29 protein-coding genes are annotated in these 25,840 nt (G+C 71.3%); 19 read left to right on the plus strand and 10 right to left on the minus strand.

Translation table 11 applies throughout. The annotated features are described in order from the left end of the window. Nucleotides 1-66 precede the first annotated feature (66 nt). Nucleotides 67-741, plus strand: a complete 675-nt coding sequence (locus ACIRJP_RS15605) for a DUF6304 family protein (protein WP_266729780.1) — start codon at nucleotides 67-69, stop codon at nucleotides 739-741. Nucleotides 742-846: 105 nt separating this feature from the next. Here ACIRJP_RS15605 and snpA read toward each other — a convergent pair whose 3' ends face one another. Then, the gene (gene snpA / locus ACIRJP_RS15610) at nucleotides 847-1,527 is read right to left on the minus strand and encodes a snapalysin (RefSeq protein WP_404173291.1); all 681 of its coding nucleotides are present in this window, start codon (nucleotides 1,525-1,527) and stop codon (nucleotides 847-849) included. Between the two features lie 267 nt (nucleotides 1,528-1,794). Between snpA and ACIRJP_RS15615 the strand changes: the two genes are divergently transcribed. The 6 genes from ACIRJP_RS15615 to ACIRJP_RS15640 all read left to right on the plus strand — a co-directional run bounded on the left by ACIRJP_RS15615 (nucleotide 1,795) and on the right by ACIRJP_RS15640 (nucleotide 6,613). Continuing rightward, nucleotides 1,795-2,748, plus strand: coding sequence for a LysR family transcriptional regulator (locus ACIRJP_RS15615; RefSeq protein WP_404173294.1), 954 nt, complete (start codon nucleotides 1,795-1,797; stop codon nucleotides 2,746-2,748). A gap of 115 nt (nucleotides 2,749-2,863) precedes the next feature. Beyond that, nucleotides 2,864-3,871: a reductase gene (locus ACIRJP_RS15620; RefSeq protein ID WP_404173443.1), complete on the plus strand. Its 1,008-nt coding sequence runs from the start codon at nucleotides 2,864-2,866 to the stop codon at nucleotides 3,869-3,871. Between the two features lie 152 nt (nucleotides 3,872-4,023). Next, the gene (locus tag ACIRJP_RS15625) at nucleotides 4,024-4,326 is read left to right on the plus strand and encodes a choice-of-anchor A family protein (protein WP_404173297.1); all 303 of its coding nucleotides are present in this window, start codon (nucleotides 4,024-4,026) and stop codon (nucleotides 4,324-4,326) included. 281 nt (nucleotides 4,327-4,607) lie between these two features. Next, nucleotides 4,608-4,967, plus strand: coding sequence for a DUF952 domain-containing protein (locus tag ACIRJP_RS15630; RefSeq protein WP_404173300.1), 360 nt, complete (start codon nucleotides 4,608-4,610; stop codon nucleotides 4,965-4,967). Then, on the plus strand, nucleotides 4,964-5,890 hold the full coding sequence (locus tag ACIRJP_RS15635; RefSeq protein WP_404173303.1) for an NAD(P)H-binding protein: 927 nt from the start codon (nucleotides 4,964-4,966) through the stop codon (nucleotides 5,888-5,890). The genes ACIRJP_RS15630 and ACIRJP_RS15635 overlap by 4 nt, the downstream gene beginning before the upstream one ends. 99 nt (nucleotides 5,891-5,989) lie before the next feature. Next, a complete protein-coding gene (locus ACIRJP_RS15640) occupies nucleotides 5,990-6,613 on the plus strand; it encodes a nucleotidyltransferase domain-containing protein (RefSeq protein WP_404173306.1) in 624 nt (207 codons plus the stop codon). A 40-nt stretch (nucleotides 6,614-6,653) separates the two neighbouring features. On the opposite strand, the gene ACIRJP_RS15645 is transcribed toward ACIRJP_RS15640, so the two are convergent. Further along, nucleotides 6,654-7,265, minus strand: a complete 612-nt coding sequence (locus tag ACIRJP_RS15645) for a TetR/AcrR family transcriptional regulator (protein WP_404173309.1) — start codon at nucleotides 7,263-7,265, stop codon at nucleotides 6,654-6,656. Nucleotides 7,266-7,382: 117 nt separating this feature from the next. On the opposite strand from ACIRJP_RS15645, the gene ACIRJP_RS15650 reads away from it, so the two are divergent. Next, the gene (locus ACIRJP_RS15650) at nucleotides 7,383-8,867 is read left to right on the plus strand and encodes an MFS transporter (RefSeq protein WP_404173312.1); all 1,485 of its coding nucleotides are present in this window, start codon (nucleotides 7,383-7,385) and stop codon (nucleotides 8,865-8,867) included. Between the two features lie 20 nt (nucleotides 8,868-8,887). Here ACIRJP_RS15650 and ACIRJP_RS15655 read toward each other — a convergent pair whose 3' ends face one another. Continuing rightward, nucleotides 8,888-9,367, minus strand: coding sequence for a VOC family protein (locus ACIRJP_RS15655; protein WP_404173315.1), 480 nt, complete (start codon nucleotides 9,365-9,367; stop codon nucleotides 8,888-8,890). A 343-nt stretch (nucleotides 9,368-9,710) separates the two neighbouring features. Here ACIRJP_RS15655 and ACIRJP_RS15660 point away from each other — a divergent pair, with 343 nt between their 5' ends. The 3 genes from ACIRJP_RS15660 to ACIRJP_RS15670 are packed head-to-tail and all read left to right on the plus strand — an operon-like array spanning nucleotide 9,711 to nucleotide 12,436. Beyond that, complete coding sequence (locus ACIRJP_RS15660; protein WP_404173318.1) at nucleotides 9,711-10,499, plus strand: hypothetical protein; 789 nt, start codon at nucleotides 9,711-9,713, stop codon at nucleotides 10,497-10,499. A 30-nt stretch (nucleotides 10,500-10,529) separates the two neighbouring features. Next, nucleotides 10,530-11,744, plus strand: a complete 1,215-nt coding sequence (locus tag ACIRJP_RS15665) for a sensor histidine kinase (protein ID WP_404173321.1) — start codon at nucleotides 10,530-10,532, stop codon at nucleotides 11,742-11,744. Beyond that, nucleotides 11,741-12,436, plus strand: a complete 696-nt coding sequence (locus ACIRJP_RS15670; RefSeq protein ID WP_404173324.1) for a response regulator — start codon at nucleotides 11,741-11,743, stop codon at nucleotides 12,434-12,436. The genes ACIRJP_RS15665 and ACIRJP_RS15670 overlap by 4 nt, the downstream gene beginning before the upstream one ends. On the opposite strand, the gene ACIRJP_RS15675 is transcribed toward ACIRJP_RS15670, so the two are convergent. Both ACIRJP_RS15675 and ACIRJP_RS15680 read right to left on the minus strand, forming a co-directional pair. After that, a complete protein-coding gene (locus ACIRJP_RS15675) occupies nucleotides 12,426-13,133 on the minus strand; it encodes a B3/4 domain-containing protein (RefSeq protein WP_404173327.1) in 708 nt (235 codons plus the stop codon). The genes ACIRJP_RS15670 and ACIRJP_RS15675 overlap by 11 nt on opposite strands. A gap of 54 nt (nucleotides 13,134-13,187) precedes the next feature. Continuing rightward, complete coding sequence (locus ACIRJP_RS15680; protein ID WP_404173330.1) at nucleotides 13,188-14,024, minus strand: EamA family transporter; 837 nt, start codon at nucleotides 14,022-14,024, stop codon at nucleotides 13,188-13,190. A 114-nt stretch (nucleotides 14,025-14,138) separates the two neighbouring features. Between ACIRJP_RS15680 and ACIRJP_RS15685 the strand changes: the two genes are divergently transcribed. Next, nucleotides 14,139-14,723, plus strand: coding sequence for a helix-turn-helix domain-containing protein (locus ACIRJP_RS15685; protein WP_404173333.1), 585 nt, complete (start codon nucleotides 14,139-14,141; stop codon nucleotides 14,721-14,723). A 98-nt stretch (nucleotides 14,724-14,821) separates the two neighbouring features. On the opposite strand, the gene sodN is transcribed toward ACIRJP_RS15685, so the two are convergent. Next, on the minus strand, nucleotides 14,822-15,217 hold the full coding sequence (gene sodN / locus ACIRJP_RS15690; RefSeq protein ID WP_093899557.1) for a superoxide dismutase, Ni: 396 nt from the start codon (nucleotides 15,215-15,217) through the stop codon (nucleotides 14,822-14,824). A 180-nt stretch (nucleotides 15,218-15,397) separates the two neighbouring features. Between sodN and sodX the strand changes: the two genes are divergently transcribed. Beyond that, nucleotides 15,398-15,865, plus strand: coding sequence for a nickel-type superoxide dismutase maturation protease (gene sodX, locus ACIRJP_RS15695; RefSeq protein ID WP_404173446.1), 468 nt, complete (start codon nucleotides 15,398-15,400; stop codon nucleotides 15,863-15,865). Here the strand turns inward: sodX and ACIRJP_RS15700 are convergent. Continuing rightward, nucleotides 15,769-16,398, minus strand: coding sequence for a CGNR zinc finger domain-containing protein (locus tag ACIRJP_RS15700; protein WP_266729764.1), 630 nt, complete (start codon nucleotides 16,396-16,398; stop codon nucleotides 15,769-15,771). The two genes, sodX and ACIRJP_RS15700, sit on opposite strands and share 97 nt — an antisense overlap. A gap of 89 nt (nucleotides 16,399-16,487) precedes the next feature. Between ACIRJP_RS15700 and ACIRJP_RS15705 the strand changes: the two genes are divergently transcribed. The 3 genes from ACIRJP_RS15705 (at nucleotide 16,488) to ACIRJP_RS15715 (ending at nucleotide 18,641) form a co-directional block, all read left to right on the plus strand. Further along, nucleotides 16,488-17,249, plus strand: a complete 762-nt coding sequence (locus ACIRJP_RS15705; RefSeq protein WP_404173337.1) for a class I SAM-dependent methyltransferase — start codon at nucleotides 16,488-16,490, stop codon at nucleotides 17,247-17,249. A 154-nt stretch (nucleotides 17,250-17,403) separates the two neighbouring features. Beyond that, on the plus strand, nucleotides 17,404-17,892 hold the full coding sequence (locus ACIRJP_RS15710; RefSeq protein ID WP_404173340.1) for a SigE family RNA polymerase sigma factor: 489 nt from the start codon (nucleotides 17,404-17,406) through the stop codon (nucleotides 17,890-17,892). Next, nucleotides 17,889-18,641, plus strand: a complete 753-nt coding sequence (locus ACIRJP_RS15715; RefSeq protein ID WP_404173343.1) for a hypothetical protein — start codon at nucleotides 17,889-17,891, stop codon at nucleotides 18,639-18,641. Before ACIRJP_RS15710 ends, ACIRJP_RS15715 begins: the two co-directional genes overlap by 4 nt. Nucleotides 18,642-18,714: 73 nt before the next feature. Here the strand turns inward: ACIRJP_RS15715 and ACIRJP_RS15720 are convergent, their stop codons facing one another. Genes ACIRJP_RS15720 through ACIRJP_RS15730 form a run of 3 tightly spaced genes read right to left on the minus strand, consistent with a single transcriptional unit; the run spans nucleotide 18,715 to nucleotide 21,409 of the window. Beyond that, nucleotides 18,715-19,482, minus strand: coding sequence for an amino acid ABC transporter ATP-binding protein (locus ACIRJP_RS15720; protein ID WP_404173346.1), 768 nt, complete (start codon nucleotides 19,480-19,482; stop codon nucleotides 18,715-18,717). After that, entirely contained in the window at nucleotides 19,479-20,429 is a 951-nt protein-coding gene (locus ACIRJP_RS15725) for an amino acid ABC transporter permease (protein WP_404173349.1), read from the minus strand. Before ACIRJP_RS15725 ends, ACIRJP_RS15720 begins: the two co-directional genes overlap by 4 nt. Nucleotides 20,430-20,458: 29 nt before the next feature. Then, a complete protein-coding gene (locus tag ACIRJP_RS15730; RefSeq protein ID WP_404173352.1) occupies nucleotides 20,459-21,409 on the minus strand; it encodes an ABC transporter substrate-binding protein in 951 nt (316 codons plus the stop codon). A gap of 521 nt (nucleotides 21,410-21,930) precedes the next feature. Between ACIRJP_RS15730 and ACIRJP_RS15735 the strand changes: the two genes are divergently transcribed. From ACIRJP_RS15735 to ACIRJP_RS15745, 3 genes are all read left to right on the plus strand, one after another. Next, nucleotides 21,931-23,142 (plus strand): NADP-dependent malic enzyme, encoded by a 1,212-nt coding sequence (locus ACIRJP_RS15735; RefSeq protein WP_404173355.1) that lies wholly within the window; start codon nucleotides 21,931-21,933, stop codon nucleotides 23,140-23,142. 230 nt (nucleotides 23,143-23,372) lie between these two features. Then, a complete protein-coding gene (locus tag ACIRJP_RS15740; RefSeq protein ID WP_404173358.1) occupies nucleotides 23,373-24,338 on the plus strand; it encodes a zinc-binding dehydrogenase in 966 nt (321 codons plus the stop codon). A 32-nt stretch (nucleotides 24,339-24,370) separates the two neighbouring features. Next, on the plus strand, nucleotides 24,371-25,813 hold the full coding sequence (locus ACIRJP_RS15745) for a cellulase family glycosylhydrolase (protein ID WP_404173361.1): 1,443 nt from the start codon (nucleotides 24,371-24,373) through the stop codon (nucleotides 25,811-25,813). Nucleotides 25,814-25,840 lie beyond the last annotated feature (27 nt).

A 25,840-nucleotide genomic window follows, 5' to 3' on the forward strand; every position in this document is an offset into this window, starting at 1 on the left:
AGGCCCGTGACGGGAAACGGAGGGCGATCGGGCGTCTGTCATGGGCACGGGCTACAGTCCGTGCCCATGACAGATGAGTCATGGGCGGGGTGGTACCGGGACCGACAGGGTTCCGACGCCGTCGTCCTCACCACCGACGGACAGCAACTACGCCTCCGGACGAGGGGCATCGACTTCGAGGGCGCGAGCTTCGACGGCCTCACCCCGGCCGCCGGCGCGCCACCGGCCGACGACCGGTTCGTCCTGGTGGACGGTGCGCTGAGCGACTGCGTCCTGGAGTGGGACCTGCCGCTCCCGGTCATCTGGGACGGAGCGGTCCACCAGGCCACGCTCAGCTGCCTGTTGTCGCTGCGCCGACCCGATTCGCACCTCAGCCTCGAATTGCAGTTCGGCGGTGCGGCCTACGCGTCCCATCGCGCCGAGAGCGACTTCGCGTCCGCGCTCGCCACCATCCAGCGCGCGCTGCCGCCCGGGGTGCGACTCCAGACCTGTATCGCCTGCGCCTTCTCGGACTATTTCCCGGCCCCGGCCGCGGTGCGCGGACTGTCCGGCGGCCTCGCCTGCTTCCGGGGGGCCAAGGACGCCTACCGCGAGGCGGCCGGTGAGGGCGATCTCCGGGACCTGTGGGACCGGCGTACCGGATTCGTCCAGGAGATCTGGAGCTGCCGCGAGTACGAGCCCCGCCCGGACACCGGCGCGGGCACCGGACACCGGGGTGCGTTCCCGCTGGAACACGCCTGAGGCGAGAGGGCGCAGACCGGCCCGAAGCGGCCACCCCGTCCTACGAGGTGGCCGCTTCGGGCCGGTGAGGCGCGGCGCTGTGCGGTGCGTACGGACCGTACGGGGTCAGGAGGCGCTGCGTGCGAGTCCGGCCGCGAAGCCGTACTGCCACAGGTAGTTGACCTGGCTGCGCTCGTTCGCGTCGGGGTACGGGTTGGTACAGGACGGGCCGGGGCCGCCGCCCGACATCAGTTCGCTGCACGGGCCGGAGTAGTGGTCCGGAAGGCCGAGCACATGCCCGGTCTCGTGCGTGGTGACGCGGGTCGAGTTGTACTGCTGGTTCTGCGCGTAGTCCAGGAAGATGTACCCGTTGCCGTGACCGTCGGTGCTCGCGTACGAGCCCCTGGAGTCGTTGCCCTCGTAGTAGGCGAAGTCGGCGTTCGAGCCTTCCTGCAGCCGGACGGTGGAGACGGAGCTGTTCCAGATCTGCGCGCTGTTGGCGATCGAGCTGCGGAAGCTCGGCGCGTTGGCCGCGCTGTAGACGACGGTGACCGACTGGGCGCCGGGGTTCGCCGCCCGCTTCTTCGCCACGGACTTGGCGACCGCCTCGAAGAACGCCTTGTTCGCGGCGGCGTTCTCGTGCGACCCGGCGTAGGCGGTGTAGCCCGCGCGGGCCTGCGAAGCGGTGTCGGCGGGTGCGGCGGCGGGGGCCGAGGAGGCGGCGATGGCGGGGGCGGTGCCGAGCACGGCCGCGAGGCCGAAGCCGAGGCCGACCACGGCCGACATGACGGTCCTGGGGTGTCTCATGGGGGGTCTCCTACCGGTTACCGGTCCGATGAACCCGTCCGATGATCGGACCCGGACGGGTGCGGTACGCAGAGAGTGTCGGGGAGCGGGAGCCCGTGCGGATGATGTCAACCGGCGATAACACCGCCCTATCGCCGCCCTGTCACCGGACTCCTGCCACACCGGGTACTGCCGACGAATCGTCCCCCGACTCCAGGTGAATTCAAGGACTTTGATGCGATTGGGGAGTCTGGTGCGACCGCCGCCCGCCGCCCTACGCTCGACCGCATGGAGCTTGAGGTGAGACACCTCAGGGCGCTGTGCGCCATCGCGGACACGGGCAGCCTGCACCAAGCCGCCCGCAGACTGGGCGTGAGCCAGCCCTCCCTGACCACCCAGCTGCGCCGGATCGAGAACACCCTGGGCGCCGAGCTGTTCAGCCGCGAACGGACCGGCTGTCGCCCGACGTTGCTCGGCCGCGCCGTCCTCAGCCGGGCCCGCCCCCTGGTCGACGGGATGGCCGCCCTGGTCAGCGACGCGAAGGCGGAGGCCGACGCGGTCCGGGCCTCCGGGCCGCGGCTGCGCATCGGCTGCACCGCGAGCCGCGTCATCGGCGGCTGGCTGCGCAGGCTGCGGCTCCGGCTGCCCGACACGGACATCTCGCTGCGGGTCGACGTATCGGCCCGCGCACTGCTGCGCGACATCGCGACGGGCGGGCTCGACGTCGCCTTCGTCCACGAGGTCGAGGGCTGCCCGCTGGCCGTCCCCGACGGCCTGGAACAGCGCGTACTCCTGGACCGCGAACCGCAGTTCATCTCCATGGCCAGAGATCATCCGGCCGCCGACCGGCCCGTGGTCGACCTCATCGATCTGGCCGGCGACCGGTGGATGGTCGACCCCACGGTGGACGGTGAATGGGACGGACTGAGCCGGGTGTTCGGCGAGGCCGGGCTCGCGCCGACCGTCCTGCACGGCGATTACCTCACCGCCGCCTCCCTCGTCGTGCTCGGCGAGGCGGTCGCCCCCTGTCAGCCCACCTCCGGACCGCGCGACGACATGGCCATCCGCCCACTGCGCGACGACCCCCTCGCCGTACGGCTGCTGCTGGTGTCCCGGCCGGGCGCCGACATGGGTGCGGTGTACGGGGAGCTGGAGGCGGCCTACTGCGAGGCGGCCCGGCGCGCTGCCGGGTACCACCAGTGGCTGCTGCGCAACCGAAGCCCGCTCGCCCGCACGCCCTGACGAACGCGGCCCGCCCCCCTGACGCCGTGACGAACCGCTTCCCGATTCCGCCGAGAGCGAGGACCGGTTCCCAGCGGGCCGCCCGGCGGGCAGAGTCGGGCACATGAGGCTTCTGATGCTGGGCGGTACGGAATTCGTGGGGCGCGCCGTCACCGGGGCGGCGCTGGCGCGGGGCTGGGAGGTCACGGTGTTCCACCGCGGCCGGCACGCGCCCCCGCCGGGTGTGGCGGAGCTCCTCGGTGACCGCACCACCGAGGACGGTCTGGCCGCCCTGGCGGGCGACGGCGAGGGTTTTGGCGGCGGGTACACCTGGGACCTGGTGGTGGACACCTGGAGCGGCGCCCCCTCGGCCGTGCGGGACGCGGCCCGTCTGCTGGCGGACCGGGCCGCCCGGTACGCGTACGTCTCCAGCCGCTCCGTGTACGACTACCCGGCCCCGGCCGGCCTGTCGGAGGACGGTCCGCTGGTGGCCGGTGCCTCGCCCGACGCGGGCGGTGACGTCTCGTACCCGCTGGCCAAGCGCGGCGGCGAACTGGCCGCGCTCGACGCCTTCGGGGACCGGGCCCTGCTCGCCCGCGCGGGACTGATCCTGGGGCCCTGGGAGAACATCGGCCGACTGCCCTGGTGGCTGGGGCGGATCGCCCGCGGCGGACCCGTACTGGCCCCGGGCACACCGGATCTGGGGCTTCAGTACATCGACGCCCGCGACCTCGCTAACTGGCTGCTGGACGCGGCCGGCAGCGGTCTGCACGGGCCGTACAACCTGGTCAGCCGGCCGGGTCACGCCACTATGGGGCAACTGCTCGATGCCTGTGCGCGGGTCACCGGCTCCGACGCGGAACTGCGCTGGACGCCCACCGAGAGGATCCTCGCGGCCGGTGTGGAGCCATGGACCGATCTGCCGGTCTGGCTGCCGCCGGGCGAGCTGTACGACACCCTGCACTGCGGGGACGTCAGCAAGGCCTACGCGACCGGCCTGCGCTGCCGCCCGGTCGAGGAGACGGTCGCCGACACCTGGAAGTGGCTGGAGGAGCTGGGCGGGGTGGCGCCGCAGCGACCGGACCGGCCCTCGGTCGGCCTGGACCCGGACGTGGAGGCCGGACTGCTGGCGGAAGGGGCCTGACGCACGGCAGGGCTCGTGACGCGCCACCAGGCACCGTGTCGAGCCGCCCGGATGCGGCCCCGGGTATCGGAGTCCATCGGGCCGGTCCGGGCGTGGCACTCGTACCGCTTGTAGGCAAAGCCGCATATTGCCCTGTATGGCAACGCCTGTGCGTGCATGCGGCAACGGCAAATTTCCCGGACGCCACCGAGGTCGGTCTCCACGGCACCGGGCAGTTCCAGGGCAGTGTGCTGATCGGTCAGCGGTCCAGTACCACCGTCCTGGCCATGAACGGCACCGACGGCCGTTTCTGCACCGCCGGTTCGCTCACCCACACCTCTGCGGGCGAGCCGGGCGGCCAGGAGCTGCACGCCTACCCCTTCGACGGCGATCTGCCGGGCTGCGGCGAGGAGCCGACTCCCCCCGACACCGACGGACACACCGACCCCGAACCCGACGGACACTCCCACACCTAAGCCGACCCACACCCCGACCCACACCCCGGGCCCGAAGCCGACTCCGTCCCACCCCTGGACGCACAAGCCCGACGGGCCCGACTGGCCGCACAAGCCTGATTGGACGCACAAGCCCGACGGGCCGGACCGGCCGCACAACCTACCCCGGGGGCGAGCTCCCGCACACGGGCGCGCGCGGCGGTGAATGGATTCTCGGCGGAATCGCCGCCGCTTTGCTCGTGGCCGGATCGGCGGCCACGCTGATGGCCCGGAGGGCGCGTCGACGCGGCTAGCTTTGGCCCATGGCCGAACTGCTGCTGCACCTCACCGAAGGGCCCCTGTGGGAGGCGGCCCGCGGGATCGGGACGTACGAGATGTCCACCCGCGGCCGCACCCTGCACGAAGAGGGCTTCATCCACTGCTCGCTGCCGCACCAGCTCCCCGGCGTCGCCGAGATGCTGTACGGAGCCGGGAGCGGGGCCGGGACCGGAGACCAGGAACTCGTGGTCCTCGTCATCGATCCCGACCGGCTCCCGGTGCCCGTACGGTACGAGTCCGTCGCGCCCGGCGGCGACGAGTTCCCGCACATCTACGGCCCCGTCCCGGTGGACGCGGTCGTGGAGGTGCGCCCCTGGCCGCGCAAGGAAGGCGATCCCGCATGAACAACCCACCACCCCCCGGCCCGGAGAACCCGGACGCTCCCATCGTCGCCGTCACCGGCGCGGGGGGAGCCGTCGGCGGCCGGGTCGCACGGCGCCTTGCGCGGGCCGGCGTGCCCGTGCGGCTCCTCGGGCGCGACCCCTCCCGGCTGCCCGAACTCCCCGGCGCCGTGGCCGCGCCGCCCGCCCGGTACGGCGACGGCGAGGCGATGCGCCGCGCCCTGGCCGGGGCGCACACGCTGTTCCTCGTCTCGGCGCACGAGAGCCCGTACCGCGTGCGCGAGCACACGACGGCCGTGGACGCGGCGGTCGCCGTGGGCGTGGAACGCATCGTGTACGTCTCGTTCCTGGGCGCGGCGCCGGACGCCACGTTCACCTTCGCCCGGGACCACTGGCACACCGAGGCGCACATCCGGGCCGCCGACATCCGCCACACCTTCCTGCGCGACAGCCTGTACCTCGCCGGGATCCCGGCGATGACCGGCGCCGACGGAGTGCTGCGCGGACCGGCCGGGGACGGCCGGGTGGCGGCGGTGGCGCACGACGACATCGCGGACGCCGCGGTCGCGGTCCTGCTGGCCGACACCGAGAGCGCCGACACCCGCCACGACGGGATCACCTACGACCTCACGGGCCCGGAGGCGTTCACCCTCGCCGAGGCGGCCGAGGAGCTCACCAGAGTCACCGGCCGGACCGTCACCTACCTGCCGGAGACCCGGGAGGAGGCCTACGCCTCCCGGGCGCAGTACGGCGCCGAGGACTGGGAGGTGGCCGGCTGGGTGACTTCGTACGAGGCCATTGCCACCGGCGAGATGGCCACGGTCTCGGACGCCGTACCGGACCTCACCGGGCATCCGGCGACGAGCCTGGCCACGTTCCTGCGGGAGCATCCGGACAGCTACCGGCACCTGCTGAAGACGGACTGACCCGGGACCTGCTGAAGACGGACTGACCCGGCGTCGGACGAAGCCGGACCGGCCGACCCCGTGTCGGGCGGCGCCGGAGAGGGGAAGAGGCCTGCGGCCATGCGTACGGAGACCCCGTGGGGCCCCTGGGATCCGCCCCCGCCGGACGAGGTCGCACGCCTCTTCGCACCCTTGCGTGTCCCCTGGTGGATCGCCGGGGGATACGCGGTCGAATTCGCCGTGGGCCATGCCTTCCGGGACCACGCCGACATCGACGTGCTGCTGCTCCGCCGCGACCAGCTCGCCGCCCAGCGGCTCCTGGCCGGCTGGGAGTGGTGGGCCGCGGACCCGCCCGGCACCCTGCGTCCCTGGCTGCCCGGCGAGACCCTGCCGCCGCACGTGCACGACATCTGGTGCCGTCCGGGGCCCGACGAGCCCTGGCGCATCCAGCTCATGCTCGACGACACGGAGGGCGGTGACTGGCTGTTCCGCCGTGACCCCCGCATCCGGCTGCCGATCGGCCGGATCGGCCGGGTCTCCGAGGGCGGCGTCCCGTATCTCCGCCCCGAGGTGCAGCTGCTGTACAAGGCCGGTTCCCCGCGCCCCAAGGACGAGCAGGACTTCGCGAAGGCGCTGCCGGTCCTCGACGCGGACCAGCGCGCCTGGCTGACCGGCGCCATCTCCCTGGCCCAGGACGCGGGGCACCCGTGGGCGGTGCGGCTGCGCGCCCGTCCGGTGGGCTGACGGGGCGCGAATCGCCGCCAGGGGGACGGGCGGCCGGTCCTCAGTTCACGTACGCGCCCGACCGGGCCGCCGCCTCGGCCGCCCCGGCGGCCCGGTCCGCCGCCGCCTCGTCGATCGGGTCGCCGCTGGCCAGCAGCCGATAGTAGAGCGGCGCCGACACGGCGCGGATCACCTCGTCCGCGTCCGTGCCCGCGGGCAACTCCCCGCGCTCCACGGCCTCCACGACACAGCCGGACCACTCCTTGATCCGGATCGCGTAGAACCGGTGCAGCGCCTCGGCGGTGCGCGGGTCGCAGGTGGCGGCGGCGATCACGGACCTGAAGAGCGCCCCCTGCCGCGGGTCGGAGAGAGTCGTGGCCACCAGCCGGGCGTTGGCCCTGAGATCCTCGGCCAGCGAACCCGTGGCCGTACGGGGCGAGGACTGCTCGGCCATGTCGTCGAGCAGGTCCGCGATCAGGCCGGTGGGGGTGGACCAGCGCCGGTAGACGGTCGTCTTTCCGACCTCCGCGCGGCGCGCGACATCGGCGAGATCCAGCCGGTCGAAGCCGTGCTCGGCCAGGGCGTCGCCCGCCGCCCGCAGGACCGATTCCCGGACGCGGGCGGTACGGCCGCCGGGCCGGACGCTGCCGGGTTCCACACCCTCAGAAGCCATAACGGGTCTCCAGTTCCATTAATAACTCTTCCTCTGCTACGGTGACTCCCATCTTAACGGAACTCTGGTCCCGTTAAAACCTCCGCCTCCGTCTCCGCTCCGCCGAGGAGTCCCATCGTGTCCGCACCCAGCCAGGTCCCGTCCGGCGCGACCGCCGCCGCCGTGCCTCCCCTCGCCCCCTCCGCCGCCTCGTCGAGAACCCGTATGACCGGACGGCAGAAGCTCGTCCTCGTACTCCTCCTCGGCGCCCAGTTCATGATCGCCGTGGACTTCTCGATCCTGAACGTGGCACTGCCGGTCGTCGGCGAGGGGCTCGGCTTCTCCCTCTCCCGTCTCCAGTGGATCGCCACCGCGTTCGCACTCGCCGCCGCCGGCTTCACACTGCTCTTCGGCCGTGTCGCCGACCTGGTCGGCCGCAAGCGGCTGTTCCTCGCCGGCATGGTCGTCCTCGGTCTCTCCTCCGCCCTCGGCGGACTCGCCACCTCCCCCGAAGTGCTGCTCGTGGCAAGGGTGTTGCAGGGACTCGCCACGGCGGCCGTCACCCCGGCCGGGCTCGCGCTGCTGACCACCGCCTTCAAGGAGGGCCCGCTGCGCGAACGCGCCCTGGGGCTCAACGGGGCGCTGATGTCCGCCGGATTCACCGCCGGGGCCGTCCTCGGCGGCCTGCTCACCGATCTGCTCTCCTGGCGCTGGGCGTTCTTCATCAACGTGCCGGTGGCCGCCCTGGTGGTCGCCCTCGCCCCGGCCGTCATCACCGACTCGCGGCCCGCCGCGCGCCCCCGGCTCGACGTCCCCGGCGCCGTGACCGTCACCGGTGGTCTGCTCCTGCTCGTCTACGGGCTGACGCAGGCCGGCGAGTCCGGCTGGACCCGGCCCGCCACCCTGGCCGCACTCCTCGCCGGGCTCGCGCTCCTCGTCGCCTTCCGGGCCGTCGAGAAGAAGGCCGCGGCACCGCTGGTCCCCGTGCACATCCTGAAGCGGCGCAGCGTCATCTGGGGCAACACCGCCGGTCTCATCGCCTTCGTCACCGAGACCTCGCTGGTCTTCCTGCTCACCCTCTACCTGCAGGAGGTCCTCGGCTACTCACCGCTCGCCACCGGTCTCGCCTTCGGTGTCCTGGGCATCGGCACCGTGATCGGCGGCACCCTCGGCGGCCGCGCCGTCGGCCGGTTCGGGAACCGCAGGACCATCGTCACCGGCGGGGCCGTCCAGGCCGTCGCCACCCTCTCCCTGGTGGCGCTCGGGACGTCGGGGGGCTGGATCACGCTTCTGCTGGTGGCCACCTTCGTCGGCGGCATCGGCAACATGCTGGTGATCGTCGGCTTCATGGTCACCGCGACCTCCGGTCTCCCCGACGAGGAACAGGGCCTGGCCACCGGCCTCGCCACCATGACCCAGCAGGTCGGCATCACCATGGGCATCCCGGTCATGAGCGCGGTCGCCACCGCCCGGATGTCCCCACTCGGCGACACCGGCCCCGAGGGTGTTCTCTCGGGGGTCTCGGTCGCGATCCTGGTCAACTCGGCGCTGGTGCTTGCCGGGGTGCTGCTCGCGGGCGCCTTCCTCGGGCCACGGCGTACGAGGAGCGACGTGCGGCGGTGAGAGCGGGGAAGCGGCGCGTCTCAGCCCTCGTCGTGGGCCTTTTGCAGCGCGGCGATGTCCAGCTTCTTCATGGTCATCATCGCCCTGGTGGTCCTGGCGGCCTTCGCCCCGTCCGGATCGGTGACCATCCCCAGCAGCACCTCCGGCACGACCTGCCAGGAGAGCCCGTACCTGTCCTTCAGCCAGCCGCAGGGCCCCTCCTCGCCCCCGTCCGTGAGAGTGCCCCAGTAGTAGTCCACCTCGGCCTGGTCCGCGCAGCGGATCTGGAACGAGACGGCCTCGTCGAACGTGAACTCCGGGCCGCCGTTCACCCCCACGAACTTCTGGCCGTTGAGCTCGAACTCGACCGTCATCACCGACCCGGCGGGCCCCGGCCCCGCCTCGCTGTAGCGGCCGACCGCCCCGAGGCGGGAGTTCTTGAAGACCGAGACGTAGTACTCCGCCGCCTCCTCGGCCTGTCCGTCGAACCACAGACATGTGGTGAAGCCCTCGGTGGTCATCGCTGTCTCCCCTCATTGCGCAGCCCCGCTGCGCAGGTACACCCATACCGACCGATCCCGTCCCGAAAAATCACCGTTGTACTGGTAGTGACTCAAGGGGGGGCAGGTGTCGGCCGACTTCATATGGTCCCCGTGGACAGCTCGAAATCGCCTCGGCGACACGGCTGCACCTCATATCTGACAACCGGCCCGGCCGATCGGGACGGATCGGATCGCGTCATGGGCGAAGACGGGGCCGGAGGGATCCGACCCCGAGGCCCGGGGGGGTCATACCCAGGTCCGACCCCGAGATCCGGGCCGTGGTCCGATGCCCCGACCGGGGGAGGGGCGGCATCGTCGGGGTATGACGAACCGAACCGCCCCCATGGACACACCGGCGACTGCCATCGGTGCCCGGCTGCGCGTCGCGCTGCCGGTCGAGCGGATGGGCACAGCCGGATTCACCGGACGCTGGGCAGGCGGCACCGCCATGGTGCTCGGCCCGGTCCTGATGCTGGCCGGGGCGCTGCTGCGCGTCCGCTTCCACTTCTTCTACCCGGACCAACTCATCGCGTACGAGAGGCACTCCACGCTGATGGCCACGGCGTACGGCCTGTTCGCCGTGGGGAGTGTGCTGCTCTGGCCCGCCGTGGCCGTGCTCGCCGCCCGGATCGGCGCCCGCAGCCCGGGATGGGGGCTGTGGGGCGGAGTCCTGGTGGTCTTCGGGCTGTTCGCCCGCGCCTTCCACACGGGAGTGGACCACCTGGCCTTCCAACTGGTGCGGTCGCGAGGCGCCGAGGCCGCCACCGAGGCCGTGACCGCCGGCTACGGCGCCTTCCACGTCTTCGCCGCGCTCAACCTCGCCGTGCTCGTGGGCTGGATAGTCCTCGCGCTCGGGGCCTGGCGCACCCGGGTGCTCGGGCCGGTGCGGGCCGTCGCGCTCGGCCTGACGGCGGCGCTGCCCCTGGGAGTTCTCAAGGGCACCACACCGATGTCACTGGTGGCCCTGGCCGGGCTGTGCATCGCGCTGGTGCCGTCCGGCGTCGGCCTGCTGCGCGAGGCGCCGCGACCCGGCCGGGCGGCGGCGCTGCGGTGGGCCGCGCTGACCGCGGTGGCGATCGCGTTCATGGTGCTGATCGGGCAGGCCGGCTGAATGCGCCGCCCGTCCGGATACCGTCGGACCGTGATCCCCACGGTCGAACGCCGCCGTCTGCGGCTCCAACTCCTCGACCTCGTCGCGGCGTTGTCCCTGACCGCCGTCTACGTCGGTTTCGTCCGGATGGGTTCCGGCGACGGCCAGGCGCATTACACCGGGCCGCTCTGGGCCGGGTACCTGGTCGCCGCCGCGGTGGGCCTGCCCATCGCCGTACGCAGGCGCCGGCCGCTCCTGGCCCTGGCGGTCGTCCTCGCCGCACTGGCCGCCGCCTCGCTCCTGGACATCGTCCGCGAGCCGTACGCGGCGGCCGGTTTCGGGGCGTACCTGGTCGGCCTCGCCGAACCGGCCCGCCGCTCCGTACCCGCGCTGGCCGTCGCGCTGACGGTGGCGGGCGGCGCCGTCTACCTCGGTGAGGCCGTGGTCACCCCGGCCGAGGACCCGTTGGGGGCCGTGGGAGTGGCCGGGCTGGTGGTGCTGGTGATCAGTGGTTCCTGGGGTGCGGGCCGCACGGTGCGTGGGCGCCGGGCCGACGCCGTACGGGACGAGCGGCGGCGCGCGGAGCGTGCGGTGGCGGAGGAACGCCTCAGGATCGCCCGGGAGTTGCATGACATCGTCTCGCACAACCTCAGTCTCATCGCCGTCAAGGCGGGCGTCGCCGGGCATGTCGCGGACGCCGATCCGCAGGAGGCGAGGGCCGCGCTGAAGATCATCGAGGAGACGAGCCGGTCCGCGCTGGCCGAGATGCGGCGCACCCTCGGCGTACTGCGCGGCCAGGGCACACCTCCCGGCGCGGGCGCTTCCCCCGCCCCGCACGCCCCGCACGCCCCGCTCGACCCGGTCCCGGACCTCGGCCGCCTGGACGCGCTGGGTGTCGAGGCCGGACGGGTGGGCACGGACATCCGCTTCGCGGTCCACGGCACGGAGCAACTGGCCGAGGGGATGCGGGTGACCGTCCACCGGATCGTCCAGGAGGCCGTCACCAATGTCGTACGGCACGCGTCCCCGACCCGGTGCCGGGTCACGGTCGCGGCGGACACGCGCGAGATCCGTATCGACGTCGTCGACGACGGGCCACCGGCGGGCCGCCGACGGACCGGAAATGAACTTCCCGGCGGGCACGGACTGTTGGGGATACGGGAGCGGGCCATGATGTACCAAGGCAGCTTCGCTGCGGGGCCGCGCCCGGAGGGCGGCTTCGCGGTGTCCGTCCGGCTGCCGGTCGACGGGGAGCGGAACACATGACCGACGGAGCACCGGTCCGGGTGCTGGTCGCGGACGACCAGGCCATGGTGCGGGGCAGTTTCCGGGTACTGGTCGATCACACGCCCGGCATGACTGCGGTGGGCGAGGCGGCGACCGGCGCGGAGGCCGTCGAGCTGGCCCGGCGCGAACGGCCGGACGTGGTGCTGATGGACATACGCATGCCGGAACTCGACGGCATCGAGGCCACCCGGCGCATCTGCTCGGACCCCGCCACGTCCCGGGTCCGCGTCCTGGTCCTGACCACCTTCGGCCTGGACGACTACGTCTATGCCGCTCTGCGCGCCGGAGCCACCGGCTTCCTCCTGAAGGACACCCCGCCGGCGGAGGTCCTCACCGCCATCGGAGTCGTCGCCGCGGGGGAGTCGCTGCTCGCGCCCTCGGTCACGAGCCGTCTGATCGCGGAATTCGCCCGCCGCCCGGAGCCGGGACGGCCACCGGCCCGTTCGCTGGACGGGGTCACGGACCGGGAGCTGGAGGTGCTCGGCCTGATCGCGCGCGGCCTGTCCAACACGGAGATCGCGCAGCACCTCCGGCTGAGCCCGGCCACGGTCAAGACGCACATCGGCCGCCTGCTCGCCAAGCTCCGGGCGCGCGACCGTGCCCAACTCGTCATCGTCGCCTACGAGACCGGTCTGGTCGACGCCCGCAGGTGCGACGGTCTCAGACGGTGACCTTGGGGTCCGCCGGCCCGAGGTACTGCACGGCGGTCCGTTCGCAGTGCGGTGCGAGCAGGTTCCTCAGATCCTCCGCCGCGACCCCGACGAGGTCGCCGCCGTGGGTGGCGCGGAGGGTTTCGAGTACGAAGACGACGCGGTCGGAGTCCTCGGTGACACGGGTGCGGTGGGCGTCGCGGTGGTTCCAGTGCCGGGTCAGGACGCCGCCGGCGTCCGCGTAGACGATCTCGCCGGGCTTGGGGTTCTCGACGGCTTCGGGCTCGCCGAGCGGGGTGAACTCCTCGCAGCCGTCCGCGTACCGGATGTCGACGTCGCCGGTGACGTGGTCCAGGTCGAAGGCGCCTGCGGGCAGACCGTGACGGACGGAGACGGCGTTGTACGAGTCGACCGCCGGGTTGATACGCGGCAGGGTCCCGCGCTTCGCGAAGCGGCGGCCGAGCGCGTCGACGCTGGGCCGGACGCGGCGCGGGTTGGTGCCGAAGGAGCGGTAGGCGGTGTGCCACGCCTCGATGCGCGGGTCGGTCTCGTCGGCGGGCTGCCAGACACCGTCGGCGAGCCCCCGCTCCAGCCCCTCCAGGGCGGCGGCGGTGTCGGGCCAGGGTTCGCGGCCGCGCAGGCCGGTGGCGGTGACCAGGGCGATGAGGGTGTCGGGGAAGGCGTCCGTGACGTCGGGGGCGATGCGGAAGGTGGTCATGAGCGGGTGTTTCCGTTTCCTGGGTGAGGCGGGTGCGCGAGTGCGTGAGCGGGTTCAGGTCAGGGCGAGGAGGCCGACGGCGACGGCGGCGGTGCCCAGGCCGACGAGCTGGCCGCGGTGGATGCGTTCGGCGAGCACGCCGCGGGCGAGCAGGACCGTGCCGGCCGGATAGAGGGCGGTGATCACGGCGACGACGGTCAGGTCCCCGCTGCGGGCGGCGAGCAGGAACATCAGGTTCGCCATCGAGTCCAGGACGCCCGCGGCGGCCGACATCGCGTAGGCGGGCCGCTCGGGGCCGAGCTTGCGATACATCAGCCCGGCGGCGGCCAGGGTGACGGCGGAGGAGACAGCCCGGCCGATGATCAACGGCGCCACACCGCTGTCCGAGGGCGCCTGGTGCAGGAAGATCAGCTGGAGGGCTATGGCGGAGCCCGCGCCGAGGGCCAGCAGCAGCGCGGTACGGGACGGGCGCACGACCCCGGCGCCGTGCCCGGCGCTGACCAGCACCACCGCCAACAGCGCGAGCGGCAGGCCCACCAGCCCGGCGGCCCCCAGGTGCTCGCCCTGGAACAGCCCCACGCCGACGGGCAGCGCGGCGGAGACCAGCGCGGTCACCGGCGAGAGCACGTTCATCGGGCCGATCGCCAGGGTGCGGTAGAGCAGGGCGAACGCGGCGGCGGAGACGACCCCCGACGCGGCACCCCAGCCCAGGGCACCGAGGCTGAACGAGGCCCCGAGCACCGGCCACAGCAGCAGCTCGACCGCGAGCGAGGCCGGGGCGGCGATCATCACCGTACGCAGGACATGGGCCTTGCGGGCACCGAGACCGCCGAGGAAGTCGGCGCACCCGTATGCGAGTGAGCTGCCCAGAGCCAGGAGCAGAGCGATCACAGCACATCCCTTAATATCAATGAAACGACCGCACCGTACAACGGATCGACCGGTCGGTGCAACCAAACGACCGCACGGTTCAATCCAGTAATCCGTGACGGGGATGGAGATCAGATGGCCGAGACGGCCGCGGCCCTGCGGACGGTCGCCTACAACGTCAGGGCGGCCCGGACCCGCGCGGGCTTGACCCTTGACGAGCTGGGCCGGCGCGCCCAGGTCAGCAAGGGGGCCCTGGTGGCACTGGAGAAGGCCCAGGGCAACCCCAACCTGGCCACCCTGGTCCGGCTGGCCGACACCCTCGGCATCTCGGTCTCCGCCCTGATGCAGGGACCGTCCGAGGGCCGCGTCCGCGTCGTGACCGCCGGAACCGTCGCACCGCTGTGGACCGGGCCGCAGGGCGGCGAGGCCCGGCTCATGCTCACGACCTCGGGCCCGGCCCCGGTCGAGATCTGGCGCTGGCGGCTGGAACCCGGCGAGGAGTACCCCAGCCACCCCCACCAGGCCGGAGTCACCGAGACCATCAGCGTCACCGCCGGCCGGATGACCCTGCTCGTCGACGGCGAGGAACACCCCGTCGAGGCCGGCCAGACCGCCACCTTCGAGGGCGACGCCCCCCACGCGTACCGCGGCTCCGGCACCGGGACCTGTCACCTGATCATGACGGTCCACCTGCCACCGGGCCCCACGGTCACGGCCTGACCGGCAGGAGTCGTCCGGGTCTCCCGTTCATCTCCCGGAACGGCCGAAGGGGTGCGACCGCCCGGCGGTCGCACCCCTTCGGAGCAGGGACTGGAAGGTCAGGCCTTCTTCGTCTCCCAGAAGATCTTGTCGATCTGGGCGATGTAGTCCAGAGCCTTCTGGCCCGTCGCCGGGTCCGTGGAGGCCTTGGCGGCCGACAGGGCCTTCAGGGCGTCGTTGACCAACTGGTGCAGCTCCGGGTACTTCTCGAAGTGCGGGGGCTTGAAGTAGTCGCTCCACAGCACCGAGACGTGGTGCTTGGCGAGCTCGGCGCGCTGCTCCTTGATGACCACCGCGCGGGCCCGGAAGTGCGGGTCCTCGTTGGCCTGGTACTTCTCCTGGACGGCCTTGACGGACTCCGCCTCGATGCGGGCCTGGGCCGGGTCGTACACGCCGCAGGGCAGGTCGCAGTGGGCGCTGACCTTCACCTTGGGGGCAAACAGGCGGGAAAGCATTGAGCTGTCCTTCCTCGTGATCGTCTTCTCAGGTGGGACATTACTCGGTGAGAGACGTGATTTCGTGGGTGCCCCCATGGGCTTAGGCCAAAAGTCCAGGGCGAGGATGGGACCAGTGGCCGAATGTACGCAACGCTGTACGGGACGGTGTACTGGACGGACCGGGGAGGTGCGGGAGAGATGCGGGACGTGCCGGAGGTGCCGGAGGTGCCTGAGCTGACGGAGGGACAGGGCGGGCGCGGGATGTCGGCGCGGAGGCCGTTCCAGGTCGTGGAGGTGACCGGGCCGTCGATGGTGCCGACGCTCCATCACGGGGACTGGCTGCTGGTGCATTACGGGGCGGCGGTGCGCCCCGGTGACGTGGTGATTCTGCGGCATCCGTTCCAGCAGGACCTGCTGGTCGTCAAGCGGGCCGCCGAGCGCCGTCGGGGCGGCTGGTGGGTGCTGGCCGACAACAGCTTCGCGGGCGGTGACAGCACGGACTACGGGACGGTGCCCGAGGAGTTCGTACTGGCCAGGGTCCGGGCGCGCTACCGGCCGCTGAAGAAGGATCAGCGGTCGGTGCTGGGTGTGGTGACCTGGGCGGTCTCCGCGCTGCGGCCGGTGTCGGCCGCCCGTTCCGTCTCCAGGCGCTTGCGGGCCCGGTAGGCGGCCACATTGGCCCGGGTCGCGCAGCGGTCGGAGCAGTAGCGGCGCGAACGGTTGGTGGAGGTGTCGAGGTAGGCGTTGCGGCACGGCGACGCCTCGCACAGGCCGAGCCGGTCGACCCCGTACGAGGTGAGGTGGAAGGCGAGGCCCATCGCCGCGATGGCGGCGTACCCGGCCGTCGCGTTCGACGGATGGTCGGCCAGGTGCATGTGCCAGTCCGGCTTTCCGTCCTCGTCCCGGGTCTCGTGGCCGGAGATCTGCGGGCTGACCGGGAACTCCAGCAGCAGTGAGTTGAGCAGGTCGACGGCGAGTGTCTCGTCCCCGCCGTCGGCCGCCTCGAAGACCGAACGCAGCCGGGCCCGTACCGATCTGAAGCGGGTCACGTCCGCGTCGGTCGCCCGCCGGGCCGCCTGGCCGTTGGCTCCGAACAGCTCGCGGACCGCCTCCACGGAGGTGAGGGAGTCCTTGTTGCGGGCCGGCTCCTCGGTGTTGACCAGACGTACGGCGTAGTCCGAGTAATAGGCCAGTTCCACTTGTAGTCCTTACGGCGTGGGTCTATGGTCGGTGCAGCGAACGATGTAATGGGCCCTTTTGGGTCCAGGGTATTACATGGAGGTTCCTGGTGACTGAGACATCGACAGGTACGGACTGGCGGGCCTGGCAGGAGAGCTGGGACCGGCAGCAGGAGTGGTACATGCCCGACCGCGAGGAGCGGTTCCGGGTGATGCTGGACATGGTCGAGGCCCTCGTCGGGCCGCGGCCGAGGGTGCTCGATCTCGCATGCGGTACGGGAAGTATTACGGACCGGCTGCTCAAGCGGTTCCCGGAAGCCACCAGTACCGGCGTGGATCTCGACCCGGCGCTGCTCGCCATCGCGCGAGGCCACTTCGACGGCGACGAGCGCGTCACCTTCGTCACCGCCGACCTCAAGGACCCCGAGTGGGCCGGGCGGTTGCCGTACGACTCGTACGACGCCGTCCTCACCGCCACCGCCCTGCACTGGCTGCACACCGAACCGCTCACCGCGCTCTACGGGCACATCGGCGGGCTCGTCCGGGACGGCGGGGTGTTCATGAACGCGGACCACATGATCGACCCCGCGACGCCCCGGATCAACGCGGCCGAACGCGCCCACCGGCACGCCGTCATGGACCGTGCCAAGGCCGGGGGCGCTCTCGACTGGGCCGACTGGTGGGCGCTGGCCGCCAAGGACCCGGTCCTCGCCGGACCGACCGCCGAGCGGTACGAGATCTACGGCGAGCACGCGGACGGCGACATGCCCCCCGTGCGGTGGCACATCGACACCCTGCGCGAGGCGGGATTCGGGGAGGCGCGGACCGTCTGGGCCTCGCCCTCGGACACCCTGGTGCTCGCCGTGAAGTAGCGGGGCGAGGGATGAGGGGGAGGGACGGGCGGTACGGCCGAAGGCCGTGCCGCCCGTGATCTATTTCCTGGCGTCGCTGCAACCCGCTGTGCACCCCACCGCACTGAAAGGGTGAGACGGTCCGCACCCGCGGACCCGGAGAGGGGCGCCGACGATGCGGATCGATGACGATGCCGCGCTGCACGCCTTCGTCGAAAGCAGACGTACCGCGCTGTTCCGCAGCGCGTATCTGCTCTGCGGCGACCGGCACGAAGCCGATGACCTGGTCCAGGCGACGCTGGTCAAGGTGGTGCTCGGGGGGCGGCGGTACGGACGGCTCGACAACATCGAGGCGTACGCGCGCAAGACGTTGATCAACACCTTCATCGCATCCCGCCGCAGGTTCTGGCGGCGCGAACAGTCCTACGGCGAACTGCCCGACCGCGCCGACCGGGCGCCGGACACGGACACCGGGCTGGCGGTGCGGGCGGCGCTCGCCCGGCTCACGGACAAGCAGCGGGCCGTACTGGTCCTGCGCTACTGGGAGGACCTGAGCGTCGAGGCCACGGCCGGGCTGCTCGGGATGCGGGAGAACACGGTCAAGAGCCACGCGGCTCGGGGGTTGGCGGCGCTGCGCGCCGAGATGGCGGAGGAATTGGTATGAGCAACGACGTGCAAGAGCTGCTGGGACGGGCCGCGGACGACGCGGGAGCGCCGGCCACCACCACCCGGACGGTGTACGCCGGGGCCGCCCGGGTGCGGCTGCGGCGTCGGGTCACCGTCTCGGTCGCGGCGGCCGCCGTGGTCGCGGGCGGAGCCGTCGTGGTGCCGAACCTGGCGGCGAAGGGCGGCGACACGCAGGAGACCACGGTGGCGGCGCCGGTCGAGCTCGCGGGGAACGGCGGTCGGGCGAAGGACCTCGCGAAGGTGCTGCCCAAGGACGTCGGGGACATCGATCAGGTCTCGCTGTCGGTCGTCATCAAGGGCGCCACCTCCGAGCAGGAGATGCCGCACCTGGAGGGACCGTTGGACGGGCACTTCTCGGTACGCAAGGACGGTGGTGTCGGCTACCTCGTCATCGGCTACATGAAGACCGGCAGCCCCGTCGCGGGGGACAACCCGTGCGAGGACGCCCCCGGGGTGCCGGCCATGCCGGACTGTGTGAACGAGAAGCTGCCGGACGGACGGGTGCTGACGACCTGGAGCGACCCGATGAACTACGAGGGCGCGCCGCAGTGGGGCAGGGAGCTGACGGGCCGGCTCACCTTCAAGGACGGCGGGGTGCTGGCCGTCCGTGACAGCACCGGCTTCAAGGGCGAGCGGGCGCAGGGCCCGCTCCTGAAGACGCCGCCGCTGACCCGTGCCCAGCTGCGGGAGCTGATGCTCAGCCCGCAGCTGCTGCCGAAGAAGTAGAAACGGACGGAGGAGGGCGGTACGGAGCTCCCGGCTCCGTACCGCCCTCCTCCCGCTGCTACAGGACCTTCGACTACAGGACCTTCGAGAGGAACGACTTCGTGCGCTCGTGCTGCGGGTTGGTCAGCACGTCGCGCGGGTGGCCGGACTCGACCACCACGCCGTCGTCCATGAAGACCAGCGCGTCGCCGACCTCACGGGCGAAGCCCATCTCGTGGGTCACGACGACCATCGTCATGCCGTCCTCCGCGAGACCGCGCATGACGTCCAGGACGTCGCCCACCAGCTCCGGGTCGAGCGCCGACGTCGGCTCGTCGAAGAGCATCAGCTTCGGCTCCATGGCCAGGGCACGGGCGATGGCCACCCGCTGCTGCTGTCCGCCGGAGAGCTGGGAGGGGTAGTTCTTCGCCTTGTCGCCGAGGCCGACCCGGTCCAGCAGCCGCTCGGCCCGTGCTCTCGCGACGGCCTTGGACTCGCGCCTGACCTGGACGGGGGCCTCCATGACGTTCTCGATCGCCGTCATGTGCGGGAAGAGGTTGAAGCGCTGGAAGACCATGCCGATGTCCCGGCGCTTCAGCGCGACCTCGCTGTCCTTGAGCTCGTAGAGCTTGTCGCCCTTCTGGCGGTAGCCCACCAGCTCGCCGTCGACGTACAGTCGGCCGGCGTTGATCTGCTCCAGGTGGTTGATGCACCGCAGGAACGTCGACTTGCCGGAACCGGACGGGCCGATCAGGCAGAAGACCTCCCTGGGCGCGACCTCCAGGTCTATGCCCTTGAGGATGTGCGCGGCGCCGAAGGACTTGTGGACGCCCTCGGCCTTCACCATGGCGGTAGCGGTCATGCCATGCCTCCCTTCGGGCGGCCGAAGGACAGGAGGTTGGCCCTGACCTTCTGGAACGGGGTGGGCGGCAGGTTGCGGCTGGAACCGCGCGCGTAGTACCGCTCCAGGTAGTACTGGCCGATGCTCAGCACCGAGGTCATGATCAAGTACCAGGCCGCGGCCAGGAAGTACATCTCGACCGGGGCTCCGGATCCCTGACCGATGTCCTGGGCGTACTTGAACAGTTCGTAGAACTGCACCGCCGCCACCAGCGACGTCGTCTTGAGCATGTTGATCACTTCGTTGCCCGTCGGCGGCACGATCACCCGCATCGCCTGCGGGATCACGACGCGCCGCAGGGTCTTGCCGTGGCTCATGCCCAGCGCGTGCGACGCCTCCGTCTGGCCCTCGTCGACCGAGAGCAGACCCGCACGGCAGATCTCGGCCATGTAGGCGGCCTCGTTGAGACCCAGGCCGAGCAGCGCCGTCAGCAGCGGCGTCATGAAGCTCGACCAGTAGTCCTTGTAGATCGGCATCAGGTTGATGTACTCGAAGACCAGGCCCAGGTTGAACCAGACGAAGAGCTGGACCAGGACCGGAGTGCCGCGGAAGAACCAGATGTAGAACCAGGCGATCGACGAGGTCACCGGGTTCCGCGACAGCCGCATCACGGCCAGCAGAACGCCGCCGACGATGCCGATGACCATGGACAGCGCGGTCAGCAGCAGGGTCTGGGTGACGCCCTTGAGGATGCGGTCGTCGAAGAAGTAGTCCGGGACCGCACCCCAGTTGATCTTGCCCTGGCTGAAGGCGTAGACGATCGCCACGAGTGCGGCGATGGCGACGACGGCCGAGACGTACCGGCCGTAGTGCCGGACCGGAATGGCCCTGATCGCCTCGGGACCGGAGGACGGGGTGACGGGTATGCGCGGCTGGTCGGCCGGGCCCGTCTTCTTGATGTCAGTCACAGGAAGAACCTTTCTGCGCCGGTCCCTGATCAGGATCCGCCGTTCACCTTGGCCTCGGTGACCGCACCGGCCTCGACACCCCACTTGGAGATGATCTTGCCGTACTCGCCGTTCTTGATGATCGCGTCCAGGGCCGCCTGTACGGCCTTGGTCAGCTGGTCGTTGCCCTTGGCGACGGCGATGCCGTACGGGGCGGCCTCGACCTGCTCGCCGACGATCTGGAAGTCCTTGCCGCCGCCCGAGGTCTTCACCGCGTACGCGGCCACCGGGAAGTCGGAGGAGCCCGCGTCGGCGCCACCGCTGCGCAGCCGGGTCTGGGCCTCCAGGTCGTTGTCGAAGGTCTCGATCGCGATCTTCTTGCCGCCCGTGCACTTCTTCGACTCGTCCTTGGCGAGGTTGTGCGAGACGGTGCCGCGCTGGACGGCGATCTTCTTGCCGCAGAGGTCCGCCCAGGTCTTGATTCCCTGGTCGTCGCCCTTCCGGGTGTAGATCGAGACTCCGGCGGTGAAGTAGTCGACGAAGTCGACGCCCTCGCCGACCTTCTTCTTCGTCTCGGAGTCGATGCCCTGCTGGCGGTCCTTGGTGTCGGTCATCGACGACATCGCCAGGTCGTAGCGCTTGGAGCGCAGACCGGTGATCAGCGTGTCGAACGTGCCGTTCTGGAACTCGAAGGTCACGCCGAGCTGCTTGCCGAGCGCGGCGCCGATGTCGGGGTCGATGCCGACCGTGTTGCCGGACTTGTCCTTGAATTCGACCGGCGGGTACGCGATGTCCGAACCGACCTTGATGACGCCCTTGTCCTGGATCTCCTTGGGCAGGAGGTCAGCGAGCGGCGCCTGGGCCGATGCCGAGTTGGTCCGCGGGTTGTTCTTGGTCTGGTCGCCACAGGCGGCCAGCAGCATGGTGCCGGCGACCGCGATGGCGCAAACCGCTGCGATCCTGGATTTCGCGGCCGTGCGACGAGTGGTGCTTGCGGTCATGATCGGGTTGCCTCCGGCAGGTGAGGGTGGTGTTACCAGGCGGTATGGACACACGACTTCGGATGTCGCCCCCCTGTGGGATTAGGGCATCTTGCCATTCGGACTGGCTCAAACTGGCCGCTGATCGGGTCAAAATCGGATAACGGGCGATCCTCGAACCTCACGAGGCCGATACACGAGGCCGGACCATCTCTGGGGTTTCCACCATCACGCCGGAAGATCTGCGGCGCGTCTCGACTGGTGGACGCTTTTGTCGCTTGGCGGACTTGTCCAGATATTCGACTATGAGTCACGTCACCGAACCGATATGGACTCGTCGATGACGCGGTTCGTCCGGTAAGAAAGACCTTTACACCCCTCATCCGGGGCTCAGGGCGCGTGTGCGGCGCGCCCGCGCGTATGTATTTCCCCCTGCCGGGGCGGGCCAACCGCTGACGTGGGGCACGTACGCGGTGCCCGCCCACCCCTCCTCAACCAGGAGTGGCCACCCTCAAACGATGAAGACTTAAGGGGTCAACACCATGGCAGCGGAGATCGTCAATCCTCGCAGCGACAGCACCACTGACAGCACCACCGATGAGCCGTTCGATCCGGCCTTCGCTCTCCACCGCGGAGGGAAGATGGCCGTGCAGGCCACCGTTCCCATCCGTGACAAGGACGACCTGTCCCTCGCGTACACGCCCGGCGTCGCCAAGGTGTGCAGCGCCATCGCGGAGAATCCCGAGCTGGTCCACGACTACACCTGGAAATCGCAGGTCGTCGCCGTCGTGACGGACGGCACCGCGGTTCTCGGCCTCGGTGACATCGGACCCGAGGCGTCCCTCCCCGTGATGGAGGGCAAGGCGATCCTGTTCAAGCAGTTCGGCGGCGTCGACGCGGTGCCGATCGCACTCGCGACCACCGACGCGGACGAGATCGTCGAGACCGTCGTCCGGCTCGCGCCGTCCTTCGGTGGTGTGAACCTGGAGGACATCTCGGCGCCGCGCTGCTTCGAGATCGAGCGCAAGCTCCAGGAGCGGCTCGACATCCCGGTCTTCCACGACGACCAGCACGGCACCGCCGTCGTGACCCTCGCGGCCCTGCGGAACGCCGCGAAGCTGTCCGGCCGGAGCCTGGGCGACCTGCGCGCCGTCATCTCCGGCGCCGGCGCCGCGGGCGTCGCCATCGCGAAGTTCCTGCTGGAGGCGGGGCTCGGCGACGTCGCCGTGGCCGACCGCAAGGGCATCGTGAGCCGGGACCGTGAGGACCTCACCGAGGTCAAGCGCGAGCTGGCCGAGCTCACCAACCGGGCCGGGATCTCCGGTCCGCTGGAGAGCGCTCTGAAGGGCGCCGACGTCTTCATCGGCGTCTCCGGCGGTACGGTCCCCGAGGCGGCCGTCGCCTCGATGGCGCCCGGCGCGTTCGTCTTCGCCATGGCGAACCCGAACCCCGAGGTCCACCCCGACATCGCGCACAAGTACGCGTCCGTCGTGGCGACCGGGCGGTCCGACTACCCGAACCAGATCAACAACGTGCTGGCCTTCCCCGGCATCTTCGCCGGTGCCCTTCAGGTCCGGGCCTCCCGGATCACCGAGGGCATGAAGATCGCCGCGGCGAACGCGCTGGCCGACGTCGTGGGCGATGAGCTCGCGACGGACTACGTGATCCCGTCGCCGTTCGACGAGCGGGTGGCGCCTGCCGTCACGGCCGCGGTGGCGGCCGCCGCGCGGGCGGAGGGTGTGGCCCGGCGCTGAGCCGGCTGAGTGAGGGGCGGGGCGGGGTACGAGTTCCCGGGTGCGGGGTGCGCCTGCGGCGGGCTTGTCCCCCACCCCGCCCCTCCCCGTGTCCGGAGGGCTCTGCCCCCGGACCTCCGCTCCTCGAACGCCGGAGGGACTGGGGTGCGCGGCGCCCACCCACCCCGCGCGGTGCGCGTCACACCCGTGGCCGGTTACGCCCGGCCCGCACCCGGCCTATCGTCGGGGCCATGTTCGCCGCCTACGCATCCCGCATCGACCGCGACCAGCCACTCAACGGCCTTGAGCTGGGCGAACGCCCCGCCCCCGAGGCGCGACCCGGCTGGACCACCGTCAATGTCCGGGCAGCCTCCCTCAACCACCACGACCTCTGGTCCCTGCGCGGCGTCGGCCTCGCCGAGGACAAGCTGCCGATGATCCTCGGCTGCGACGCGGCCGGAACCGACCAGGACGGCAACGAGGTCGTCCTGCACTCCGTCATCGGCCAGACCGGTCACGGCGTCGGCCCGGACGAACCCCGCTCCATCCTCACCGAGCGCTACCAGGGCACCTTCGCCGAGCAGGTCACCGTCCCCAGCTGGAACGTGCTGCCCAAGCCGAAGGAACTCACCTTCGAGCAGGCCGCCTGCCTGCCGACCGCCTGGCTCACCGCGTACCGGATGCTCTTCACCAACGCCGGGGTGCGCCCCGGCGACTCGGTCCTCGTCCAGGGGGCGGGCGGCGGCGTCGCCACCGCCGCGATCGTGCTCGGCCGGGCGGCCGGGCTGCGGATCTACGCCACCAGCCGCGACGAGGCCAAGCGCAAGCGGGCCGTCGAGCTCGGTGCGATCGAGGCGTTCGAGCCGGGGGCGCGGCTGCCGCAGCGCGTCGACGCGGTCATCGAGACGGTCGGCGCGGCCACCTGGTCCCACTCCGTGAAGTCGCTGCGCCCCGGCGGCACGCTCGTCATCTCCGGCGCGACCAGCGGCGACCGCCCCTCGCACGCCGAGCTGACCCGGATCTTCTTCCTGGAGCTGAAGGTCGTCGGCTCGACCATGGGCTCCAAGGACGAGCTGGAGGACCTGCTGGCGTTCTGCGCGACCACCGGCGTACGGCCCGTCATCGACGAGGTGCTGCCGCTGGACCGGGCCCGCGAAGGGTTCGAACGGCTCGCGGCGGGCGAGCAGTTCGGAAAGATTGTGCTCACCTGCCCTTGAGGAGTAAGGGGGGAGCTGCTCTGATCTGCGCCATGCGAATACGGATGCGGATACGGATGGGCAGCGTACTCACCTCGATCGTCACTTCGTTCGTGCTCGCGGCGGGGGCCCTCGCCCCCGCCGCCGACGCACACCCGGCACGCCCAGCACACCCGGCACCACCGGAACGGGCCGGCATACCCAGCCTCACCGACGACCAGGGCCGCACGCTCACCCTGCGCGGATGGAGCGTCGCGGACAAGGCGCACAGCGGTGACCAGGCACTGACCGCCATCACCGAGAAGCACTTCCGCGATCTGCGGGCCAAGGGCTTCAACTTCGCCCGGCTGCTCATCTTCTGGGACGACCTGGAGCTGAGCCGGGGCCACTACAGCGCCGACTATCTGCGCCGGATCGAACGGGTCCTGGACTGGGCGCAGAAGTACGACATCCAGGTCCTGCTCGACGCCCACCAGGACGTGTTCGGCCCGGCGTTCAACGCCCGAGGCATCCCGGCCTGGGCGACCCGCACCGACGGTCTGCCCTTCACTCCGCACCCCGACGACTGGTTCTCGGAGTACTTCGAGCCCGCCGTGCAGCGCGCCTTCACCCACCTCTACGAGGACGCCGACCTCCAGCGCGCCCAGGCGCGGATGTGGCAGGTCGTCGCCAGCCGCTTCGGGCACCACCCCGCCGTCCTCGGCTACGACCTGATCAACGAGCCGATGGGGGAGCTCGGCGAGGGCGAGGACCTGCCGACGGCCGCCCGCCGCATCGAGGCCCAGCAGCTCACCCCGATGTACAACCGGCTGGCCCGCGCGGTCCGTTCGGTCGACCGCGACAACTGGCTGTTCGTCGAGCCCACCCCCATCGTCGGGGAGGGCGTGCCGACCGGGCTTGGGGAGATCAAGGACCACCGCACCGTCTACGCCCCGCACTTCTACAACACCGCGATGGAGGCCGGGGCCGACTACGACCCGGCGGCCGGCTGGATCGAGTCGTACGAGGCCGCCGTCACCGCGTACCCGAAGCAGCAGAAGATCCCGGTCGTCGTCGGCGAATGGGGCCCGCTGAACAACAAGCTCCCGCAGATGGGCCGCTTCTACCGGGACGCGATGGCCTCCCTGAGCCGCTACAGCTCGGGCTGGGCGGGCTGGGTGTGGTGCTACGGCGGTGGCTACTGCGCCCTGGACGAGAACGGCGCCTTCGCCGCCAACAAGGAGCAGACCGCCACACCGTACGCACCCGCCGTCGCCGGAACCGTCCACTCCGACACGTACGACGACAGCGCGCGCGTCTACCGGCTCAGTTACACGGCGGGCCGTCATGGCACCACGGAGATCTCGCTGCCGCCGACCGCAGGGCGGTGGCGGGTCTCGGTCGACGGTCGCGCCGAGGTCCGCCGGCACGGCACAGAGGTGCGCGTCCAGGCCCGCAAGGGGGCGCGCATCACGGTGACGGTGACCGAGACCGGGGCCGGGACGGAACGCGGCTGAGGGGCCCGTGCACCGGGCCCCGCCCCC

Origin of the sequence: Streptomyces sp. NPDC102437 (assembly GCF_044765565.1) — a bacterium.
Lineage (GTDB): Bacteria > Actinomycetota > Actinomycetes > Streptomycetales > Streptomycetaceae > Streptomyces.